The following is a 20,593-nucleotide window of genomic DNA, read 5'->3' as shown; positions in this document are numbered from 1 at the left end:
TCGAAATCATTTCCGCCAGTTCAATGCCGCCGAACTCTGCTCGCGCAGTTCGGATTGTTCGGATTCGATGGAAATGTCGAGACCGGCCCTGAGCAGGTACTTCAGGGTGATGACCTGACCGATGCCCAACAGCGACACGCCGTAGCTGACGAATAGTCGCGGCGAAATCTGCTTGCCGACGGTCAGCGTGGAATCGCCGAGTGCACGCGACTCGCTAATCGAGGCCTGATCCAATCCGACCTTGCGTCCGAGCGTGCCGACCAGGAACGATCCGCCGGCGTTAAGCGCCATGGACTTGGCATTGATGGAATCGGCCTGTCCGGCGCTGACCGAGTTGAGCGGGCGGCCGAACAGCAGCCAGGACAGCGCATCGGAATCGGACATGGCTGGATTCGAGACCACCGTGGTTTTCGGCTTGGCCGCCGGACCGGTGATCTGCAGGCCGACCGTGATGTTCTCTTCTTCAATCACCCGTTCGGTCAGGATATCAAGACGCGGCTCGTATACCAGATTGTTGTTGTACTGGAGATTGCCACGCTTGATGCTCAGTTCCTTGCCGTATGCGGCATACTCCCCGCTGAGACTGAGGGTGCCGGTGAGTTTGGTCGGGCTGTCGTATGGGCTGTCGACCGCGACTTTGCCGGTCACTTTGCCATCCAGTCCGTAGCCTGTGACTTTGACATGATCGCTGACACCGACCTTCAGTTTCAGACCCAGCCGGAGCAGATCACGTTGCACTTTTTCCGGCACCGGGTCGACCACCACCACATCGCTGGAAATGGCGACACTGCTGCTGAGGGTTTCCAGATTGACCTGGCCGCCGAGCAGATTGATATCGCCATTAAGACTGTAAATGCCGCCGGCATAGCCGAGCAGCAAATCAGTATCGGCACTCAGCTGCATGTTGGGCGTATCGGCAAGCGTCACGTTCTTGCCGATCAGGCGCAGATCAATCGGCTGCGGCAGCTGATCGGCCGGATCCCAGACCCCGATGACGGAAAGACGGCCATCGCCCGACTTGATCGATCCCTTCACCAACATGGCAAGATTATCGGTACTCTTGGCGGTAATCTGGCCATCAGCCAGTTTCAGACCCAGCGCCGGTATCTGCACATTGAAATCCTGCAGACGATACGCGCCGTTGATGCTTGGGGCATCGCGTCGTCCGGAAATTTCTATTTCACCGTTGATGCGTCCCGTCGGCTGCGCCAGATCCAAGGAAAACAGTTCGAGCCAGGACAGCTCGTTGATCTGCAGTTTCAGGTTGCCATTCAAGGGCGCATTCTGCGAGAAACCGGTATCGAGGGCACCCTCGATCAAACCACCCTCCGGCAGACGGGCAAATACCTCGCCGGCCAGACGATTGGCGAGCCACTTCAACTGCAAGCGGAAATCCTCGACGCGGATCACTTCGTTGGCATCATTGGGTTTTACGCCCACTTTCAACAATGGCACGTTCAGATCGACGAACCCGGAACCGCTGACCGCAAAGTCCTTGGGCAACTCGGCGCGCAGAACGGCTGTTCCCGAATAGGCGAACTCCTTGCCGGCATTGTTGACCCAGGGCTCGAGCAGTGACAGCGGAAAATCATCGCCATTGACGGCAATCAAATTGCCTTCATCTTCGGCGCATAGACGCGCACTGTGATCGGTGCTGGCCAGGCAGGCTGGCGTGAACCGATAACCGGAATCGTCGATTGTCACCAAAGTGGGCTGCTGCAGCTGCCATATGCCGAGGACGCCGCCATCGGCGCGCAGGGATTCCGGGCGAAGCCGGGTGATGCCGTCCTGCCATTGCAGATTGCCGGATGAATCCAGCGCATAATCGCCCGCATTCGCGGACAGCCGATAGCTGGCATCGCGTAGCGGTCCGTCCAGAACCAGGGCAATGCGTTCGACCGCTTGCCCATCAATCAGCACGTCGTCGGCTTCCAATTGCGTCCGTCGACTGCCGAGGGTTCCGCCGGTCAAGCTCAGCCGGCCAATGCGGTAGCCGGGAATTTGCAGGCCGCTGCCTTGCACATCGGCCTGGTAATCGGGACTTTTCTTATCCCCCTGCACGAGCAGTGTGCCGCGGACCAGGCCGGACCAGGCCGGACTGATATCGTTCAGATCCAATGGCAGCAAGGCTGCAGCTACATCCAGTTTGCCGTTATCGCTGCCCTTGAGCGTCACATGCGATGCACCGGCATAAAGATCGGCATCACCGGCCACGGCCAATCCATCGAAACGCATATCGGCTTTCCCCGCCAATCGGCGTCCGCGCAATTGACCGCCGAGACCATCGATTTTCACCGTACCGCGCCAATCCTTGCCGATCGGCTGCTGCACCGCAATGCGCAGATCGGCATTGACGGCACCGGGATAATCCGCGAAGAAGTAGCTCGGATCGAACTTCGCCAACTTGCCCTCGAAGGCGATGTCCATCGCCGGCTGCCAACGCAGACGCATCCGACCAGCCAGCCCACCCTGCGCCATGCTGACTTTCATTTTGGGCAGATCCAAAGCACTGTCGCTGCCGTTGCCGGTCAGATCAAAGTCGGCGCGTTCCTTTCCGCGCACCAGCGTTCCGGTGGCTTTGAGTTGCCAGGCACTGAGTTTTCCACTGGCTTCCATGCGCGTACTGAGCACGACCGGTAAAGGCTTGGCACTGTTCTTTGCATTTTCATTTTCCGTCAACGGCAATACGAAATCGGAAATCTGCAGCACCAAGGCATCACTGCTGAGCTCGCCTTCGGTATTCAGACTGCCCCGTGCTGACAGACGTGCGCCGGCATACCCCACATGCAAGTCTTCCAACAGAATGCGGTTGCCCTCAAGGACAAATCGCGAGGGCTCGATGACCAGCGTCTTGCCATCACGACTGATCTCACCGGTGATCTGACTGCGTCGGTCATCGCCGGACGCACCCAGCTGCACGCGGTAGGCATGGGCATCGGCCAAACCCAGCATGGCAGGCTCGAAGCGTTCACCGCTGGCACCCAACACCCAGAACGGCCGGCCGTCACGCGTGCTCAACTCCCAGCGGATGCGAACCGGTTCGGGCAATGCCCCCTCGATATCAAACAAAAAGCGTTCGGCATCGCCTTCGGCATGCAGACGCAGGGCTGGCGGTGCGCCGGCGGCTTCCGTCTTGAGCCGGACCGACCCATCCAGCCGGGTGGCGTAGCCGCGGTTCGGCCGGTAATCGCCGTTGACGCTGATCTGGCCATGTGCCGATTCGGCCAAAAGGTGATCGAGCGTGAGCGCACCCGGCGCCAACTCGAGTCCGCCACGGATGTCGGTGACCGCATACAGAAGCCGGTTCTGTTCGAACAGCTGCAGATCGGAAATACGGATATCGGCGGCGCGGATACGCAAGGGAATATCGAGTGCCGGCAGGCTTTCCGGCCAGTGCGGGAACTCGAAGGGGGTGTCGTCTTTTTTCAGATGCAGACGCACGCGCTCGGCACGGAGCTGCGCGATGTTCACATGCCGGAACAGCAGCGGCAGAATGTCGGCATCGATTTCCAACAACCCCGCTTCGAAACGCTGCTCGGCATCGGCATAGGACAGTTTCTGGAAACGCAATCCATCGGCAAGCACGCCTTCGACTTTTTGCCACTGCAGGCGCGTTCCTTTAGGCAACTGCCCCTGCGCCTGTGCCAGTACGAAATCCCTGCCCCCTGCAGTCTTCACCAACCAAGCGCCAAAAACGACGGCGCCGGCAATGAGCGCCAGAAGCAGCAGACCAAACATCGATTTCTTTGACAGGCTCACAGATCGGATCCGATGGTGAAATGGATGCCGAAACCCGGATCCGGACCGTTGAAGCCGTAGGCCACATCGAAACGGACCGGCCCGATCGGCGATCGCCAGCGCGTGCCGGCACCCAGGCCGAAATTGGCATTCGGCTTGCGGTCAAAGGCATCGCCGACATCCACGAAACCGGCCGCCGCCCATTCCGGATTCAGTCGGTATTCGTATTCGATGCTGCCGACCGCCATGTAACGCCCGCCGAGGTTGTAGTTGCCGTAATATTCACCGATTTCCTTGTAGCCGTAACCGCGAACACTCTGGTCGCCGCCGGCGAAGAAGCGCAGCGATGGCGGGAAGTAGGGATAGTTGCCGGACCATGTTGCGCCGAGTTCGGCACGCATCAGCAGGCGGCTGCGGTCATTCAGGCCGAAAATCCGCTTGTTCTTGACGGTGGCCTGCACGAATGGCGCCTGCGAAGCTTCGAATTCATAACCGGAACGCAGCTGGTAATGCCAGGCCGAACCGCTGGTCGGGTACAGCGGATCATCGCTTCTGCGCCAGACCGCATTGAACTCGGGGTAGGCTACCGCGGTATACAGGACATTGCCGAGCGATTGGTCGATGTCGGGAATGGCTTCATCGAATCGTTCGCGGCGCACATTGATGCTGGCCAGCAGATCCCAGTTGCGCAATTCGCCGCTGCGGCTGAACGTACCCTCGATGTAGCGGCTGGTGGTGCTGGTGTATTCCTCGTTGCGGGCGACCAGACCGATGCCATACCAGCCATCCAGCCATGCGAAGGCCGGAATGCGGTACAGGGCGGTGAAGCTCTGCTCGTTCTGTGCCCAACCGACATTGAAATCGAGCTTGTGACCGCGGCTGTTGATCCAGCGCCGTTCGACGCCGTACTCGACACCAAGGCCGGTTTTAGTGCCATAGCGGAAACTGGCGAACTGGCTGCTGCGCTTGCCCTGGGTCAAACTGACCAGAACCGGCACTGTGCCGTCCTGCTTGTTTTCGAGATCCGGCACGATCTCGATCGAGCTGAAGTAATTGAGCTTGGCCAGTGATTCCTGCAATCGATTGATCTGCGGCTGCGAATAGTATTTTCCAGATTCGAAATTCACCAGCTGCTCGAGCAGACCCGGTTCGAACTTATGCCCTTCGAAACGGACGTCGCCATAGCGGTAGCGGATACCGCTGTCCCAGGCCAGATTGATATCTGCGCTCTGCGCCGCGCGGGTCACGCGTACTTCATGCACGCTGTTGCGCATGTCGAAATAACCGCGGTCAAGCAGAGCCTGGCTGATTGCCGCTTTGTTTTCCTCATACAGGCCGTGATTGAAGACCTCGCCCTGTGTCGGCTCGAAACCTTCCAGCCAGAATCCGATGAAACGATCCTTGCCGCCGTCACCATCGACCTGCAAAGCGGTATCGCGGACCTTGACGGGCTCACCGGGTACGACATCAACGATGATCTGGGCGCGCTCACCGTCACGCTCCATGCGACTGCTGACAATAGGATGGTAATACCCCAGCGGCTCCAAGCTGTCTTCAACCAGGCGGTTGATGTTGCTGACGTAATAGCCGAGCCGTCCTTCGGAAACCGTTTCACCCTTGCCCTGTGCTTCCGGAAGTGCCACCGCCCGGCGCACCACTTGCTCGAGCACCTTGTCTTTTTCCAGACCGTTGATCTTGACCGGCAACAGTTCCGCAGCCGGCACCGAAGCGGAAAAGGTGCTGAAAACAAAAAGAAAGGGGAGGAGCGGCCGCATACGGCATTTTACGGGGCGCTCAAGGCACACGGCAAGCAATTACTGCGTGTGCACGGGTTCCGGGTACTGCCTTCCGGCGCGTTTCGGACGGAAACAGGGGACACGCGTGAAGAAATCCTCTGCACCATGTTCCGGATGCCATCCCGGAATGCCGGTCAAGGGAATCGGACGCAGCTCCTGCGGGTCATTCAGCAGCGCGCCAGCGGCGATGCCTTCCGCAATGTGGAATGCCATGTCCTCATCCTCCAACGTGTCCGATACATCGATGACCAGTGCCTTGGCCACCAGCGCGATCGCAGGCGTCAGCGCATGCTCGAACAGGGAATGTCCGAACAACCAGAGCTGGACCACGCCGCGTTGTTCGGCATCCGCCCAATTCCGGAACAGGTATGGCCAGTCATGCGCGTCCCATGCCGACAGCAGCGCGGCATCGTGCAGACGCAGCACAGCACCGGCCTCATCAAATTGGGTCAGCGCGCATTGCCCGCGCGTTCGTTGTTTGGGGCCGACCCGAGCGATATCAGCGACCTGACGGGCGCTCAATGCCTGCTTGATGGCGGGATAGCGCATCCAGATGAAGGCATTGAACAGATCGTGCCAGTTGCGGGTCCGGGTGGCGATGGCTCCGGTGTGCGTAATGCGCTGCTCGTAATGCATATCATCCGGAAGCGCATCCTGATCGACGAAATGGAAGTGATGGCCTCCAGCATTGATGGGGGCCTGCCAGAGCGCGTTGAGTGCAGCCAATTCCGGCCAGTCCTTGGACCGGCACAGTCCGTACTGGTCGTCGCGAAGATGGGCGAAAACCGGATGCGTGAAAACCTGCGCATCGATCAAGTCGCGTTCAGGAGCGAGGTAACGCATGCCTGCCGGTTTAATGGAAACGTGCCGCTTTCATCGCCAGCCCGCGTACCGCCGCGGGAATCTGTGCCGCCGATTCCGCCGTGCGCATCTTTTCATCATCGGCGATGAAGCCCTCATGGTGGTCCAAGGCCCAGGTCAAGGGATACGGCACATGCACGGCGAATCCGCCGATCTGCAGCACCGGCGCAATGTCCGAGCGCAGGGAATTGCCGACCATCAGGAACTGCTGCGGTTGCAGACCAAACTCGGACAGCACGCGCTGGTAGGTAACCGGATCTTTTTCCGAAACGATTTCAATGCGGCCGAACAACGACGACAGGCCGGATCTGGCGACCTTGCTTTCCTGATGGAACAGATCGCCTTTGGTGATCAGGACCACCTGATAGTCATGGGAAACCTCGGCCACCGCTTCGGCGATGCCCTCCAATAATTCCACCGGATGGTTCAAGACTTCCTTGCCGAGCTGGATGATTTCATGCAGGTGATGCGCGCTGATGCGTTCGGAGGTCATCGCGACCGCCGTCTCCAACATCGACAGGGTCATGCCCTTGGCCCCGTAACCGAACAGCTTGATGTTGGCCCGTTCGACGTCGAGCAGATGTTCATGCACATTGTCATTGCCGATGTCGATGTAGTGACCGAGGATGGTCTCGAAATGGCCATGCACTTCGCGGTAAAAGCCCTCACTGTGCCAGAGTGTGTCATCGGCATCGAAGCCTACCAGTTTCAGCATGTTCTTACTCCAGGTTTCATTTGGGTTCGCGCCACAGGCGAGCGCCGAGAAAAATCAGCCGCAGCTGAAGTACGAAATGCTCGACCAACTCCTGCTCACTCTGGCGGTGGCCGGCCGGCAAATCGAGGATGTCGGTGGCGGCATTGAGCATGGTACTGACCACCAGACTGCAGATCAGCTCGATGGTCTGTCCGGACAGGCCGGGCACGGTGCCGAGTTCGCGCATGTCGTGCGCCATTTCGTGCACGAAGCGCTCTTCTTCGCGGCGGATGGCCTTGCGGATGACCGGCGAACCGCCGCTGCGTTCGCCGACGATGAAGCCGAACACCAGACGGTTCTGTTCCAGATAGCGTTTATAGACCAGTACCGAATTGTGCAACATGTCTTTCGGCGGAAAGCCGCTGCGGCGGGCTTCGCGCAGCAGGCGGCGCAGGGTCACCCCACCCTCTTCCACCAGCGCCAGGCCCAGTTCGTCCATATCCTTGAAATGCCGGTAAAACGAGGCCGGGACGACCCCGATCTCGCGGGTCACTTCGCGCAGACTCAGCGAGGTGAAGCCGCGTCCCTGCCCGACCAGATCCAGCGCCGCCTGCATCAGCTGCTGACGGGTCTGCAGCTTACGGGCGTCGCGGCGGGTGCCGGTGGCGAGCGGGAGGGTCGGCGAACTGGACAAAGGGGCACTTCCGTAGGAGTGAACCCAGTATAAACACTGGGCCGGTGCTGGCAATGCGTAATTGACACAGCCAGCTATTTGAGTAAACATATGTTTACTGATATTAACCGGTGGATGCAATGTTGCCAATGGCCCCTTCCCTGTTCTGGCGCAGCCCGTGGCTGAAGCCCTTGAACGACGTCACGGCATGGAACATTCTGCTGCAGGGCGCCAACGCCACCTGGTCGCTCACCGAAGTGCGCGCACGCGTGTTGCGTAGCGTGCAGGAATGCCGGGATGTGGTCAGCTTGTATCTGAAACCGAACCGTCTGTTCAAGGGCTTCACTCCCGGCCAGCATTTGGCCCTGACCTTGCCCTGCAACGGCGTACTGCAATCGCGCAACTTCAGTCTGTCGAAAGCGCCGGATGCCAGCGGCGTTCTGCGCCTGACCATCAAACTGAATCCAAATGGCATGGTGTCACAGGCGGTCGCCAAACTTAAACGGGGCGCGGTGGTCATTCTCAGCCAAGCCAGCGGGGAGTTCACCCATGCCCAACCCGAGCGCGGCGTCCTGCTGCTGTCGGCGGGCTCGGGCATTACACCCATGGTGGCGATGCTGCAGGATTGGGCCAAACGCACAACCCGCCCGGATGTGCTGATGATTCACAGTTGCCGCGATGAAGCCGACTGGATCCTTCGCGAGGATCTGCGAACACTTGTTCACCAATGGCCGCAGTTGAAAATCCAACCCGTATTCACCGGTGCCGAAGGCCGCTTGGATGTCGAACGCATGCAGGCGCTGGCCCCGGATTTCGCCCTGCGCGATACCCTGCTGTGTGGTCCGCAAGCGTTCATGGACGGGATTGCCGCGTTTTACCACGAGCAGGGCCTGAGCCGACAGCTCAAGCAGGAACACTTCCAGGCCCGCAGAACCGAAATCCGTCCGGATGCCGCGCGTTATGAGGTATTCGCACCCGATGGACGCGCCGTGTTCCATGCGCTGAACGGCCAGCCCTTGCTGGAAGCCGCCGAAGCCGCCGGCCTGACGCCGGTACACGGCTGCCGGCGCGGCATCTGCAAAACCTGCACCTGCCGCAAACTCGGCGGCACCGTGCACAACCAATTAACCGACACCCTGTCCGGCAGCGGCGAAGAGTGGATCCAGCTCTGCGTCTCGACCCCGGTCAGCGACCTGCATCTGGAGCTCTGAACCATGGCCGTGAAAACCTTCCTCGATGGCGACCGTCTTGCCGCATTCCAGCAGGAACTCGACCAGCTGCGCGCGAAAGTGATGGCCGATCTCGGCGACATCGACGCCGCTTACATCCGGCGCGTGCGCATGCTGGCCCAGGGCAGCGCCATCGCCGGCCGCAGCCTGCTGATGTTCGGCATGGGCCCGATCAGCTGGGTGTCCGGCATCCTCGCCTTGGCGCATGCCAAAATCGTGGAGAACATGGAGCTCGGCCATAACATCCTGCACGGCCAGTACGACTGGATGAACGATCCGGCCTTCCACTCCAAATACTACAGCTGGGACATGGTGTGCGCGCCGGAAAACTGGCGCAAGTCGCATAACATCGAACACCACAACTACACCAACATCCTCGGCAAGGACCAGGATTACGGCTACGGCATGTTCCGGCTCACCGCCGCGCAGCGTTGGCGCCCGTCCTATCTGATCCAACCGTTCAGCTATCTGGTGCTGGCCAGCAATTTCCAGTGGGGCATCGCCATCCAGGATCTGAAACTCGGGCGCTGGCTGCAGGGACGCATGAGCACGGCACGCCTGAAAACTCTGGCCAAGCCGTTCATGAAGAAAGCCGGTTCGCAGTTGGTCAAGGATTACCTGCTGTTTCCGTTGCTGGCGTTCTGGCAGTGGCCGCGCGTGCTACTCGGCAATCTCATCGCAAACGGCATCCGCAACGTGTGGACAAACGCCGTGATTTTCTGCGGCCACTTCACCGCCGATGCGCAGACCTTCACTCTGAAAGAAACCAAAGACGAATGCCGCGGACGCTGGTATCTGCGCCAGATTCAGGGCTCCAGCAATCTGGAGGGCGGACGCTGGTTCCACCTGATGACCGGCAATCTCAGCCATCAAATCGAACACCACCTGTTTCCGGACATGCCAGCGCGGCGCTATGCCGAGATTGCCCCGGCGGTTCGCGACATCTGCGCCCGCTACGGCATCCACTACAATTCCGGTGGCTTCTGGAAACAGTACGCCAGCGCCCTGTGGCGGATCCTGCGTTACGCTTTTCCGAATGGACGACGCACGCTGGCCACGGCCTGAACCCGTTCCCGTTACCGATAAAAAAACCGCCCGAAGGCGGTTTTTTTATTGGCTGAATTATCCGCTCAACCGCATTTGCTGTAACCGCAGTTCAGGCAGGTCTGGCAGCCGTCCATCAGCACCAGCGCCTTGTTGTTGCACTTGTGGCACATGGTGGCCGAGGCGGGAAAAGAGGCTCCCTCGCCGGACTGCGATGCCGCCTCGTCGGCGCTGTCGCGCCCGGCATCCACGGCGAGGTCGCCCTCAGAAGATTTCTTTTTCGTGCGGCTCTCGTAGGCCGCGCGTTTTTCGGCGATCATCGCGCGCTGGGCGTCGCTCAGCTCCGGGTCGACGATCATGCCGATGAATTTCAGGTGCTCTTCCACCACCGAGCCGATTTCGGCCACGATCGAGGGCATGTACACGCCGCCGGCCTTGAAGTAGCCGCCGCGCGGATCGAACACCGCCTTCATTTCCTCGACCAGGAAGGTGACGTCACCACCCTTGCGGAACACGGCGCTCATGATGCGGGTTATGGCGACCACCCATTGGAAGTGATCCATGTTCTTGGAGTTGATGAACACCTCGAACGGACGGCGCAGTTCGTGATCGGTGCCGGGATTGAGCACGATGTCGTTGATGGTCACGTACATGGCGTGTTCCACCAGCGGCGATTTGATTTTGTAGGTGGCGCCGACCAGGGCTTCCGGGCGCTCGACCTTTTCATGCATGTGGATGATTTCGGCGGTGGCCGGCATGGCCGCCACGACGACCGGCGCGGCTTCAGCGGCCTTGTCTTCCGGCTTGTTGACGCTGTACGACTTGATTTTTTTTGTAATTTTGATGGCCATTACTGCAAAGACTCCTGGGGTATTCGATGAAACGCTGACATGGGACGGACCGCGTTCCACCCGTCACGGGCAGAACGCAGTCGCTGCTGCTTATTTTCTGGTGGACTTCTTGGCCGGTGCTTTCTTCGCCGGTGCTTTTCTGGCGACGGCTTTTTTGGCCACGGCCTTCTTGGCCGGTGCTTTCTTCGCGACCGCTTTTTTGGCCGGAGCTTTTTTCACCGGGGCTTTCTTGGCGGCCGCTTTCTTGGCCGGGGCCTTCTTGGCGAGCTTGGCTTTGACCTGGCTGATGGCTTTCTTCACCGCCTGCGCGGCCTCGGAACGCTCGGCCTGGCTGATGGCCTTCTTGACCGCCTTGGCGGCATCGGAATGCTCGGCTTGGCTGATCGCTTTCTTGACGGCTTTTGCCGCATCAGAGCGCTCGGCGCGGGCCACTTCCTGCTTCACTTTCTTGATCAAGGGCGCTGCCTTTTTGCTCAGCGCGGCACCGGCCTTTTTGGCTTCGGACTGCACCTTGTTCACCGCGCCTTGCATACCGCTGGATTTCTTCGCACTCATGACGTCACCCTGTTTCGTTGGAATGGTTTAGAACTTGCCGTAGTAGCCTTCTTTCAGCGCATCGAACAGATTGGCGGCGGTATGCATTTCACCGTCGTATTCAATCTGTTCATTGCCCTTTACTTCTACCACGGAACCGTCTTCCAGTTCAAACCGGTAGGTGGTGTTTTCCAGATCCGATTCCTTCACCAGTACGCCTTGGAATGCAGCCGGATTGAAACGGAACGTGGTGCAACCCTTCAGGCCCTGCTGGTGGGCGTAGGAATAGATGTCCTTGAAGTCTTCGAACGGATAGTTGGTCGGCACGTTGGCGGTCTTCGAAATCGAGGAGTCGATCCACTTCTGCGAAGCAGCCTGGATATCGACATGCTCTTTCGGCGAGATGTCATCGGCGGCCACGAAGTATTCCGGCAACGCGGCTTCCGGATCATCGCTGTAGGGCATCGCTTTCGGGTTGATCAGCTCGCGGTAGGACAGCAGTTCGTAGCTGTACACTTCCACTTTTTCCTTGGACTTTTTGCCTTCGCGGATCACGTTGCGGCTGTAGTGATGCGCGAACGAGGGCTCGATGCCATTGGAGGCATTATTGGCCAGCGACAGGGAAATGGTGCCGGTCGGCGCAATCGAGCTGTGATGGGTGAAGCGGGTGCCCTTCTCGGCCATTTTGGCGACCAACTCAGGAGCTACCGAAGCCACACGCTGCATGTAACGCGAATACTTGGCGTGCAGGATGCGGCCCTTGATTTTCTGACCCAGTTTGTAGCCATCGGCGACCATTTCCGGACGCTTACGCAGCATTTCGGCAGTGACCGTGAACGCTTCGTCCATGATCGGGGCCGGGCCTTTCTCTTCGGCCAGTGCCAGCCCGACTTCCCAGCCGGCCAGCGCCATTTCGCGCGAGATGGCTTCGGTGAATTCCAGGCTTTCGGCGGAACCGTACTTCATCTTGAGCATGGTCAGCGTGCTGCCCAGGCCCAGAAAGCCCATGCCATGGCGGCGCTTGCGCATGATTTCCTGGCGCTGCTGTTCCAGCGGCAGGCCATTTACTTCCACCACGTTGTCGAGCATACGGGTGAACACGCGCACGACTTCCTTGTATTCTTCCCAATCGAAAGCGGCTTTGTCGGTGAAGGCATCACGCACGAACAGGGTCAGATTGACCGAGCCGAGCAGGCACGCGCCGTAAGGCGGCAATGGCTGTTCGCCACAGGGATTGGTGGCGCGGATGTTTTCACACCACCAGTTGTTGTTCATTTCATTGACGCGATCGATCAGGATGAAGCCCGGCTCGGCGAAATCATATGTAGACGCCATGATGCGGTTCCACAGCAACTGCGCACGAATATGGCCGAAAATCTTGCAGGCCACCAAGCCGTCGTCACGGGTCACATAGCCGGTGTTGACCGGCCAATCGCGCCACACTACCTGCGAGGCGTCATTCAGATCAAGATCGTTCTGCTCTTTGACACTGACCGGGAAAATCAACGGCCAGTCGGCATCCTTGTTGACGGCATCCATGAAGCCATCGGTAATCAGCAAGGAAAGATTGAACTGACGCAGGCGGCCGTCTTCGCGCTTAGCGCCGATGAACTCCTTGACGTCCGGATGCGACACATCGAAGGTGCCCATCTGGGCGCCACGACGGCCACCGGCGGACGACACGGTGAAACACATCTTGTCGTAGATATCCATGAACGACAGTGGACCGGATGTGTGCGCACCGGCGCCGGATACGTAAGCACCGCGCGGACGCAGGGTCGAGAATTCATAACCGATGCCGCAGCCGGCTTTGAGGGTCAGCCCGGCTTCGTGCACTTTGTCGAGAATGCCGTCCATCGAATCGGGAATCGAGCCCGACACCGTGCAGTTGATGGTGGAGGTGGCCGGTTTGTGTTCCAGCGCACCGGCATTGGAGGTGATGCGGCCGGCGGGAATGGCACCGCGGCGCAGCGCCCACAGAAAACGTTCATTCCAGTACGCCTGACGCTCGGCATCCGGCTCGGCTTCCGACAGTGCCTTGGCAACACGGCGATAGGTATCGTCGATGCTCTGATCGACCGGTGCGCCGCTTTTGGCTTTCAGTCGGTATTTTTTATCCCAGATATCCAGCGAGGCCGGTTGCAGCGGGAGCGCATCGTTGTGCGGGGTTTGAACGCTGGCGGGAACGGCTTCCAATCTGGGTGTACTCATATCCAACTTATCTCCATGATAATTCAAGCTTTGCAGCCATCGCTTAGCACCCCCTCACTACATGTTGGGGTTTCTCGTTATAAAAACACTACATCTTGTGTTTCAGGAGTCTACATTAACCGTCTTGAAACGGCATGTCAACACGAAATTTTAACCTGATGCCACGTTCATATTTCCTTAACTTACAGTGAGATAGACTCGTTTCATTGGCGTGAAACCAAGTCGTGAATCACCATTTTTTTTCACCTTCGCTATACTGCTTCCCAGACCTACGGCAGGAACCCCCATGGCTCTCTCCTTGCGTACCTTGGCTTTGGCAACGCTATGCACCACAACCGGCGCATTGGCTGCCGGTTTTTATTTTGCAAATCAAAAAGATAGCAATAATAATGCGTCTGCAGAGCGCTCGTGGATGATTCCGGAGGCCCAGGCAGCAGCGCCGGCCATCGCCCAACCCATGCCCACACTGGCGCCGATGCTCGCCAAAGTGACGCCTTCGGTGGTGAACATCTACACCAAACAACGGGTCCGGGTGAACAATCCGATTGCCGATTTTTTCGGGGGCGGGCGCTATCCGCAGGAACGCATCGCACAATCACTGGGTTCTGGCGTCATCGTGGATGCTGCACGTGGCCTGATCCTGACCAACAATCACGTGGTCGAGGGTGCCGATGAAGTATCGGTCAGCCTGTCCGACGGCCGCACTTTCGAAGCCCAACCGGTCGGCTCCGATCCCGACACCGATATCGCCGTCATCCGCATCGCCGCCAAGGATTTGGTGGCCTTGCCGGTCGCCGACTCCAGCAAGCTGCGTGTCGGTGACTATGTGGTCGCCGTCGGCAACCCGTTCGGCCTGGGGCAGACCGTGACCTCGGGAATCGTTTCCGCCGTCGGCCGCAGCGGCCTGCAGGGGCTGGGCTTCCAGAATTTCATCCAGACCGACGCGTCGATCAACCCCGGAAACTCCGGTGGAGCACTGGTCAATCTCAACGGTGAACTGGTCGGCATCAATGTCGCCAGTTTCAATCCACGCGGCAGTGCCGCCGGCAACATCGGACTGGGCTTCGCTATTCCCTCCAATCTCGCCAAGGAAATCATGCGACAGCTGATGGCCTTCGGTGAAGTCCGCCGGGGCACGCTGGGACTGGATGCCGAAACCGCGCAGACACAGGCCGAACCGATTACGCGCGGCGCGTTGGTAACACGGGTTTACCGCGGCAGCCCGGCCGAAGCCGCCGGCATCCGTCCCGGCGATGTCATCGTCAAAGCCAACGACCAACGCATCGACGGTGCCGACGCCCTGAGCAATCTGGAAGGCCTGTTGCCGCTCGGCGCGCCGGTAAAACTGGAACTGGTGCGCGACAGTCAACGCCTTTCGGTCAGCGCGCAACTGAAAGCCTCGCCGAAAGAACTGGACGCCGGCCAGCTGGATGCCCGGCTGGCCGGTGCCGTGCTAATTGACACGCCGGAACGCTACCGGCAGACCGGCATCCGTGGCGTCATCATCAGCAAAGTGGTGGCCGGTAGCCGCGCCGAACGCAACGGTCTGGAGGCCGGCGACCGCATTCTTGTGGTCAACCGCCAGTCGGTCGGTGATCTGGCGGCCTTGCGCGGACAGCTGGCGCAGAACCCACCGCGTCTGGAGTTGGGTCTGGCACGCGGCCGGCAATCCGGTTATCTGCAAATGCGTTAAAAACACGCAGTGTGCACGCCGATGCGCGGTATGCTAGGAGAATGAATACCGTAAAAGCTATCAGCCTCGATTTGGACGATACCCTTTGGCCGATCTGGCCAATCATCGAGCGCGCTGAAGCGGCGCTCCATGATTTCCTGCTGGCCCACGCTCCGGTCACCGCCGAACAGTTTCCGGTACCGGCCATGCGCCATCTTCGCGAACAGATCGCCCAGGCGCATCCGGAACTTGCGCACGACTTCACCGCGCAGCGCAAACTGTCCCTGCAGCACGCCTTCCATCTGAGCGGCGAAAGCGATGCGCTGATTGAGCCGGCCTTCGATGCCTTTTTCCGGGCACGCAACGACGTCACGCTTTACAGCGACTGCCTGCCGGCGCTTGACCGGCTGGCGGCGCGCTTTCCATTGATCGGACTGACCAACGGCAATGCCGACCTTGGCCGCACCGGCATCGGCCACTACTTCACCGGCTGCATTTCCGCGCGCGATGTCGGTACCGCCAAACCGCATCCGCCGATCTTCGAAGCCACCAGCCAGGCTCTGGGCATCGCACCGCAATACATTCTGCATGTCGGCGATGACCCATGGCTGGATGTGCAGGGCGCACATGATGCCGGCTTCCGTTCGGCCTGGATCAACCGCACCGGCGCGGTCTGGCCGGCGGAAATCACACCACCGCATCTCACTATCACTACCCTGCAGCAACTGGCCGAACGGCTGGAAGAGGTATCCGCATGACTTCTGCATTTTCCGCACAAGGCCTATCAAAAGAGCGGCACCCGCAATCGCGCTCCATCATCTTCGTGTCGGCCGAACACTACCCCGCCTGGCTGACGACGCAAACGGAATTCATCCGTAATTGGCTGGCCAGCCAGTCGTTCCAGGGGCGTGCCACGCAATTCGTCCTGTTGCCGGATGCGAGCGGGCAATGTCATCAGGTGGTCGCTGTCATTAGCGGCGACACCCCCTATGCGATTGCGCATCTGCCGAAACTGCTGCCGAAAGGCCATTATCATCGCAGCACCGATTCTACCGCCGCTCTCAGCGCGGACAATCTGCTGCTCGGCTGGGGACTGGGTGCTTACCGATTCGAACGGTACGTGGCCAAAATCGAGCCGGCGGTTCTGCATGCCGAAGACCAGAGCGCGTGCGCCGAAAGTGTACTCACCGCCAGCCTGGAAGTGCGCGACTGGATCAATACACCAACGGAACACATGGGCCCCGATGAGCTGGAGCAAGCCACACGTTATATCGGCGCAAGCTTCGGGGCAAGCGTATCCAGCATCTGCGGCGAGGAGTTGCTGACGCAGAATTTTCCAACCATCCACGCGGTCGGCCGCGCCTCACACCGGGCGCCGCGCCTGATCCGTCTGGACTGGGGCGATGACGCGCATCCGCATATCGTGTTGTGTGGCAAAGGCGTCTGCTTCGATACTGGCGGCCTCGATATCAAGGCCGCTGACGGCATGCGCAACATGAAAAAAGACATGGGTGGCGCGGCGCACGCGCTGGGTCTGGCGCGCCTGTTGATGCAGAACACGGTACCGGTGCGATTGACCTTGCTCATTGCCGCCGTGGAAAATGCCATCGCCGGCAATGCCTTCCGCCCCGGCGATGTCATCACCACCCGGCAGGGCCTGAGCGTTGAAATCGACAATACCGATGCCGAAGGCCGATTGGTGCTGTCCGATGCCTTGACTCTGGCCGGCGAACTGAAGCCGGACCTGATCATGGATTTCGCGACCCTGACCGGCGCCGCCCGCATCGCGCTCGGACCGGATCTGCCGGTGCTGTTCTGCAACCATGCGGAAACGGCCCGTGATTATCTGGCGGCTGGTGAAACCGAGCACGACCCGCTCTGGCAACTGCCTTTATGGCAGCCCTATCTCGGTTACCTGAAATCCAATGTTGCCGATCTGGCCAACTCGGGAGCCAGCAAAATGGCAGGCTGCATGACCGCCGCCCTATTCCTGCAGCGTTTCGTCCCAGCCGGCACCGCCTGGACGCATCTGGATGTGTACAGCTGGAACGATTCCGAGCGGCCCGGAAAACCGGCCGGCGGCGAAGCCCAGGGGCTGCGTGCGGCGTTCCGCTTCCTGCAGAAAAAATATGACCACCGGCACTCCACCGCTTCCTGAGTCAATGACAGAATAATGGCCATCACGCCAAGGACTAACGCATGAACCGCCCTGATGAATTGCTCAACCAACTGAAAATAAATCGCAGTGGCAGCACAGCGATGAAAAAGAAGCGGCGCTGGCCCTGGATTGTCGGCGCTCTGCTGGTTCTGATGTCGGCTTTCTTCCTGTTTCGCGACGGCAAGGCGCTGGAAGTGGAAACGGTCAATCCGCGTTCGGCCGCGGAAAGCGGTCCGGCTTCGGTGCTGGATGCATCCGGTTATGTCACCGCACGCCGTATCGCCACCGTCTCCTCGAAAATCACCGGCAAGGTGAAAGAGGTCTATATCGAAGAAGGTCAGCGCGTGAAAGCCGGCGAAGTGCTCGCCCGTCTCGATGTGCAGGATGCCGACGCCCAATATCGCCTTTCGCAATCGCAGCTGTCCGCCAGTGAATCGCAGTTGGCGGAAGCGCGCGCGCAACTGGCGTTGGCCGAGAGCAACTATGCCCGCAACCGCGAGCTCGGCGCCAAACAGCTGGTTTCGCGTCAATCGCTGGACGCCGCCAAGGCCGAACGTGATTCGCGCGCGGCACGTCTGAACAGCCTGCAGAAATCGGTCAGCGTTTCGCGCGACCAACTCGGCGTGTCAGCCCTGAACATCGACAACACCGTCATCCGCGCGCCCTTCGATGGCGTGATCGTGGCCAAAGCCGCGCAGCCGGGCGAAATGATCTCGCCGATTTCCGGCGGTGGTGGGTCAATCCGTACCGGCATCGGCACTCTGGTTGATATGGATTCGCTGGAAGTGCAGGTCGATGTCAACGAAGCTTATATCGGCCGGGTCACCCCCGAGATGCCGGTCCAGGCCGTTCTGAACGCCTATCCGGATTGGAAGATTCCCGGCGCGGTGATTGCCATCGTGCCGACTGCCGATCGCTCCAAGGCCACTGTGAAAGTGCGGGTGGCATTGAACAGCAAGGATCCGCGCATCGTGCCGGACATGGGCGTGCGCGTCAGCTTCCTCGAAGCCAAAACCGATGACAAACCCCTGACCGGTTTCTGGGTGCCGAACGGGGCCGTGGTCAAAGACGGCAACGCCGCTTTTGTGTTCACCATCGTTGACGGAAAGGCCGTGCGTACCGCCGTGACCGTAGCCGACAGCAATGACAGTGAAAGCCGGATCAGCAAAGGCGTTGCCAAAGGCGATTCGCTGGTGGCCGCGCCCGACAAGGATCTGAAAGATGGTGCGAAAGTCGTCCGCAAGGCGGATGCCGGTCAATGAGCACTCGCGACAGCAGCGCCGGTCTGTTCCCGCTGGTCGAAATCCGCCAGCTGACCAAGGCCTACGTGCGCGGCAAGCAGGTACTGGAAGTGCTGCACGGCATCAATCTCGATATTCCTGAAGGTGATTTCGTGGCACTGATGGGGCCCTCAGGCTCCGGAAAAACCACCCTGCTCAACCTGATCGGTGGCATCGATTCACCGACCAGCGGCGTGTTGACCATCGATGGCCAACGTATCGACGATCTGGGCGGCAACGAACTTGCTGCCTGGCGCGCCAACACGGTCGGTTTCATTTTCCAAAGCTATAACCTGATGCCGGTGTTGAGTGCCCAGAAGAACGTTGAGCTGCCGCTGTTGCTGACCGACATGGATGCCGGCGAGCGTCGTCACCGCGCTTCGATTGCGCTCAAGCTGGTCGGCATTGCCGACCGTGCCGGCCATAAACCGAACGAACTCTCCGGCGGCCAACAGCAGCGTGTGGCCATCGCACGCGCACTGGTGTCCGATCCACGCATTCTGATCTGCGATGAACCGACCGGCGACCTCGACCGTAAAACCGCGGATGAGGTGTTGACCTTGTTGCAACAGCTCAACCGTGAATTCGGCAAGACCATCGTGATGGTGACCCACGATCCGAAAGCGGCCGAGTTCGCCAAGCGCACGGTGCACCTCGACAAAGGCAGTCTGGTCGACGAGCCGAGTCACTGAGATGATCCGCAAATACCTGCCATTGGTCTGGGGCGCCTTGATGCGCAAGAAAACCCGGACGGCATTCACCCTGCTGTCGCTGTCGGCGGCTTTTCTGCTGATCGGCCTGTTGCAGGCGGTCAACTCGGTGCTGTCCGGCGGTGCCGATTTCCTCGGCGCCAACCGGCTGATCACCCAGGCCAAGATCAGCTTCACGCAGCCGCTGCCGATGCGACTGTTGCCGCAGATCGAAGCCGTTCCGGGCGTCGAGCATGTCGGTCATTCGCAGTTCTTCGGCGGCATCTACCAGGACCCAAAGAATTTCTTCCCGCAATTCGCCGTGAACCCGCAGCGTCTGCGCGACACCTATCCGGAGTGGACCATGGATGAAGATGCCTGGCGCACCTTCATTTCGACACAGGACGGCGCCATCGCCGGCAAAGTGCTGGCCGACAAGTTCGGTTGGAAAGTCGGCGACATCATCCCACTGAACTCCTTCATCTGGACCCAGCGGGACGGTAGCCGGGTCTGGCAATGGCGTCTGGTCGGCATCTTCGAAGGCCGTGACCAGGAATGGACCGACCGTGCCAATCTGATGTATCTGAATTACGGGCAGTTCGATGAAGGCCGTTCCGAGGCTGCGCGCGGCCTGGCCGGCGTGTTCGTGGTACGGGTGAAAAACCCGATGGACTCGGAGCGCATCGCCGCCGAAGTCGATGCAAAGTTCGAAAACTCCTCGGAAGAAACCAAAACCCAGAGCGAGCAGGAATTCCAGCTCGGCTTTCTGAAGCAACTGGGCGACATCGGTTTCATCGTCAACGCTATTTCCGGCGCGGTCTTTTTCACCATCCTGATCCTGACCGGCTATACCATGAGTCAGGCCGTGCGCGAGCGTATTCCCGAACTGGCTGTACTGAAATGTCTCGGCTTCACCGACCGCACCATATTGTCGTTGGTGCTGGCCGAATCGTTCCTGCTCTGTTTCATCGGCGCACTTATCGGGCTGTTGCTGGCCAGCGTAGTGACCGGACTGCTGCCACCGGAATACCCGATCAAAGCCGACGCCCGGGTCTGGCTGTTCGCGCTGGCCACCACCGTATTTCTGGCGCTGGTGGTCGGGCTGCCGCCGGCGCTGCGTGCAATGCATCTGAAAATCGTTGATGCCCTGGCGGGACGCTGAC

At 59.8% G+C, this 20,593-nt stretch carries 16 protein-coding genes; 8 read left to right on the top strand and 8 right to left on the bottom strand.

Annotated elements, in window-relative coordinates:
• Positions 1 to 6 precede the first annotated feature (6 nt).
• Genes ACIQ1A_RS01505 through fabR form a run of 5 tightly spaced genes read right to left on the bottom strand, consistent with a single transcriptional unit; the run spans position 7 to position 7,783 of the window.
• Complete coding sequence (locus tag ACIQ1A_RS01505) at positions 7 to 3,759, bottom strand: translocation/assembly module TamB domain-containing protein (RefSeq protein ID WP_395769316.1); 3,753 nt, start codon at positions 3,757 to 3,759, stop codon at positions 7 to 9.
• Entirely contained in the window at positions 3,756 to 5,513 is a 1,758-nt protein-coding gene (locus tag ACIQ1A_RS01500) for an autotransporter assembly complex family protein (protein ID WP_395769315.1), read from the bottom strand. Before ACIQ1A_RS01500 ends, ACIQ1A_RS01505 begins: the two co-directional genes overlap by 4 nt.
• A gap of 39 nt (positions 5,514 to 5,552) precedes the next feature.
• A complete protein-coding gene (locus ACIQ1A_RS01495) occupies positions 5,553 to 6,377 on the bottom strand; it encodes a DUF3025 domain-containing protein (RefSeq protein WP_395769314.1) in 825 nt (274 codons plus the stop codon).
• A gap of 10 nt (positions 6,378 to 6,387) precedes the next feature.
• Entirely contained in the window at positions 6,388 to 7,110 is a 723-nt protein-coding gene (locus tag ACIQ1A_RS01490) for an HAD family hydrolase (RefSeq protein ID WP_395769313.1), read from the bottom strand.
• A 16-nt stretch (positions 7,111 to 7,126) separates the two neighbouring features.
• Entirely contained in the window at positions 7,127 to 7,783 is a 657-nt protein-coding gene (gene fabR, locus ACIQ1A_RS01485; protein WP_395769312.1) for an HTH-type transcriptional repressor FabR, read from the bottom strand.
• Positions 7,784 to 7,902: 119 nt separating this feature from the next.
• On the opposite strand from fabR, the gene ACIQ1A_RS01480 reads away from it, so the two are divergent.
• Together ACIQ1A_RS01480 and ACIQ1A_RS01475 are read left to right on the top strand one after the other, a co-directional pair.
• Positions 7,903 to 8,973, top strand: a complete 1,071-nt coding sequence (locus ACIQ1A_RS01480) for a flavin reductase family protein (protein WP_395769311.1) — start codon at positions 7,903 to 7,905, stop codon at positions 8,971 to 8,973.
• A gap of 3 nt (positions 8,974 to 8,976) precedes the next feature.
• A complete protein-coding gene (locus ACIQ1A_RS01475; protein ID WP_395769310.1) occupies positions 8,977 to 10,056 on the top strand; it encodes a fatty acid desaturase family protein in 1,080 nt (359 codons plus the stop codon).
• A gap of 65 nt (positions 10,057 to 10,121) precedes the next feature.
• Here ACIQ1A_RS01475 and ACIQ1A_RS01470 read toward each other — a convergent pair whose 3' ends face one another.
• The 3 genes from ACIQ1A_RS01470 to ACIQ1A_RS01460 form a co-directional block, all read right to left on the bottom strand.
• A complete protein-coding gene (locus ACIQ1A_RS01470; protein WP_395769309.1) occupies positions 10,122 to 10,886 on the bottom strand; it encodes an NrdJb in 765 nt (254 codons plus the stop codon).
• A 90-nt stretch (positions 10,887 to 10,976) separates the two neighbouring features.
• Positions 10,977 to 11,441 carry a histidine biosynthesis protein HisIE gene (locus ACIQ1A_RS01465; protein ID WP_395769308.1) on the bottom strand — a complete coding sequence of 155 codons (465 nt, stop codon included), beginning with the start codon at positions 11,439 to 11,441 and terminating at the stop codon, positions 10,977 to 10,979.
• A 27-nt stretch (positions 11,442 to 11,468) separates the two neighbouring features.
• Positions 11,469 to 13,631 (bottom strand): adenosylcobalamin-dependent ribonucleoside-diphosphate reductase, encoded by a 2,163-nt coding sequence (locus ACIQ1A_RS01460; RefSeq protein WP_395769307.1) that lies wholly within the window; start codon positions 13,629 to 13,631, stop codon positions 11,469 to 11,471.
• 286 nt (positions 13,632 to 13,917) lie between these two features.
• On the opposite strand from ACIQ1A_RS01460, the gene ACIQ1A_RS01455 reads away from it, so the two are divergent.
• The 6 genes from ACIQ1A_RS01455 to ACIQ1A_RS01430 are packed head-to-tail and all read left to right on the top strand — an operon-like array spanning position 13,918 to position 20,592.
• On the top strand, positions 13,918 to 15,324 hold the full coding sequence (locus ACIQ1A_RS01455; protein WP_395769306.1) for a trypsin-like peptidase domain-containing protein: 1,407 nt from the start codon (positions 13,918 to 13,920) through the stop codon (positions 15,322 to 15,324).
• Between the two features lie 41 nt (positions 15,325 to 15,365).
• The gene (locus ACIQ1A_RS01450) at positions 15,366 to 16,061 is read left to right on the top strand and encodes an HAD family hydrolase (RefSeq protein WP_395769305.1); all 696 of its coding nucleotides are present in this window, start codon (positions 15,366 to 15,368) and stop codon (positions 16,059 to 16,061) included.
• On the top strand, positions 16,058 to 17,461 hold the full coding sequence (locus ACIQ1A_RS01445; protein WP_395769304.1) for a leucyl aminopeptidase family protein: 1,404 nt from the start codon (positions 16,058 to 16,060) through the stop codon (positions 17,459 to 17,461). Before ACIQ1A_RS01450 ends, ACIQ1A_RS01445 begins: the two co-directional genes overlap by 4 nt.
• 41 nt (positions 17,462 to 17,502) lie before the next feature.
• Positions 17,503 to 18,723 (top strand): efflux RND transporter periplasmic adaptor subunit, encoded by a 1,221-nt coding sequence (locus tag ACIQ1A_RS01440; protein ID WP_395769303.1) that lies wholly within the window; start codon positions 17,503 to 17,505, stop codon positions 18,721 to 18,723.
• On the top strand, positions 18,720 to 19,433 hold the full coding sequence (locus tag ACIQ1A_RS01435; RefSeq protein ID WP_395769302.1) for an ABC transporter ATP-binding protein: 714 nt from the start codon (positions 18,720 to 18,722) through the stop codon (positions 19,431 to 19,433). Before ACIQ1A_RS01440 ends, ACIQ1A_RS01435 begins: the two co-directional genes overlap by 4 nt.
• Position 19,434: 1 nt before the next feature.
• Complete coding sequence (locus tag ACIQ1A_RS01430; protein WP_395769301.1) at positions 19,435 to 20,592, top strand: ABC transporter permease; 1,158 nt, start codon at positions 19,435 to 19,437, stop codon at positions 20,590 to 20,592.
• Position 20,593: the final 1 nt, after the last annotated feature.

Source organism: Arenimonas sp., assembly GCF_044353605.1.
Taxonomy (GTDB): domain Bacteria; phylum Pseudomonadota; class Gammaproteobacteria; order Xanthomonadales; family Xanthomonadaceae; genus Arenimonas.
Note: the sequence above shows the minus strand (reverse complement) of the source record. Positions and strands in the feature narration are given on the sequence as shown.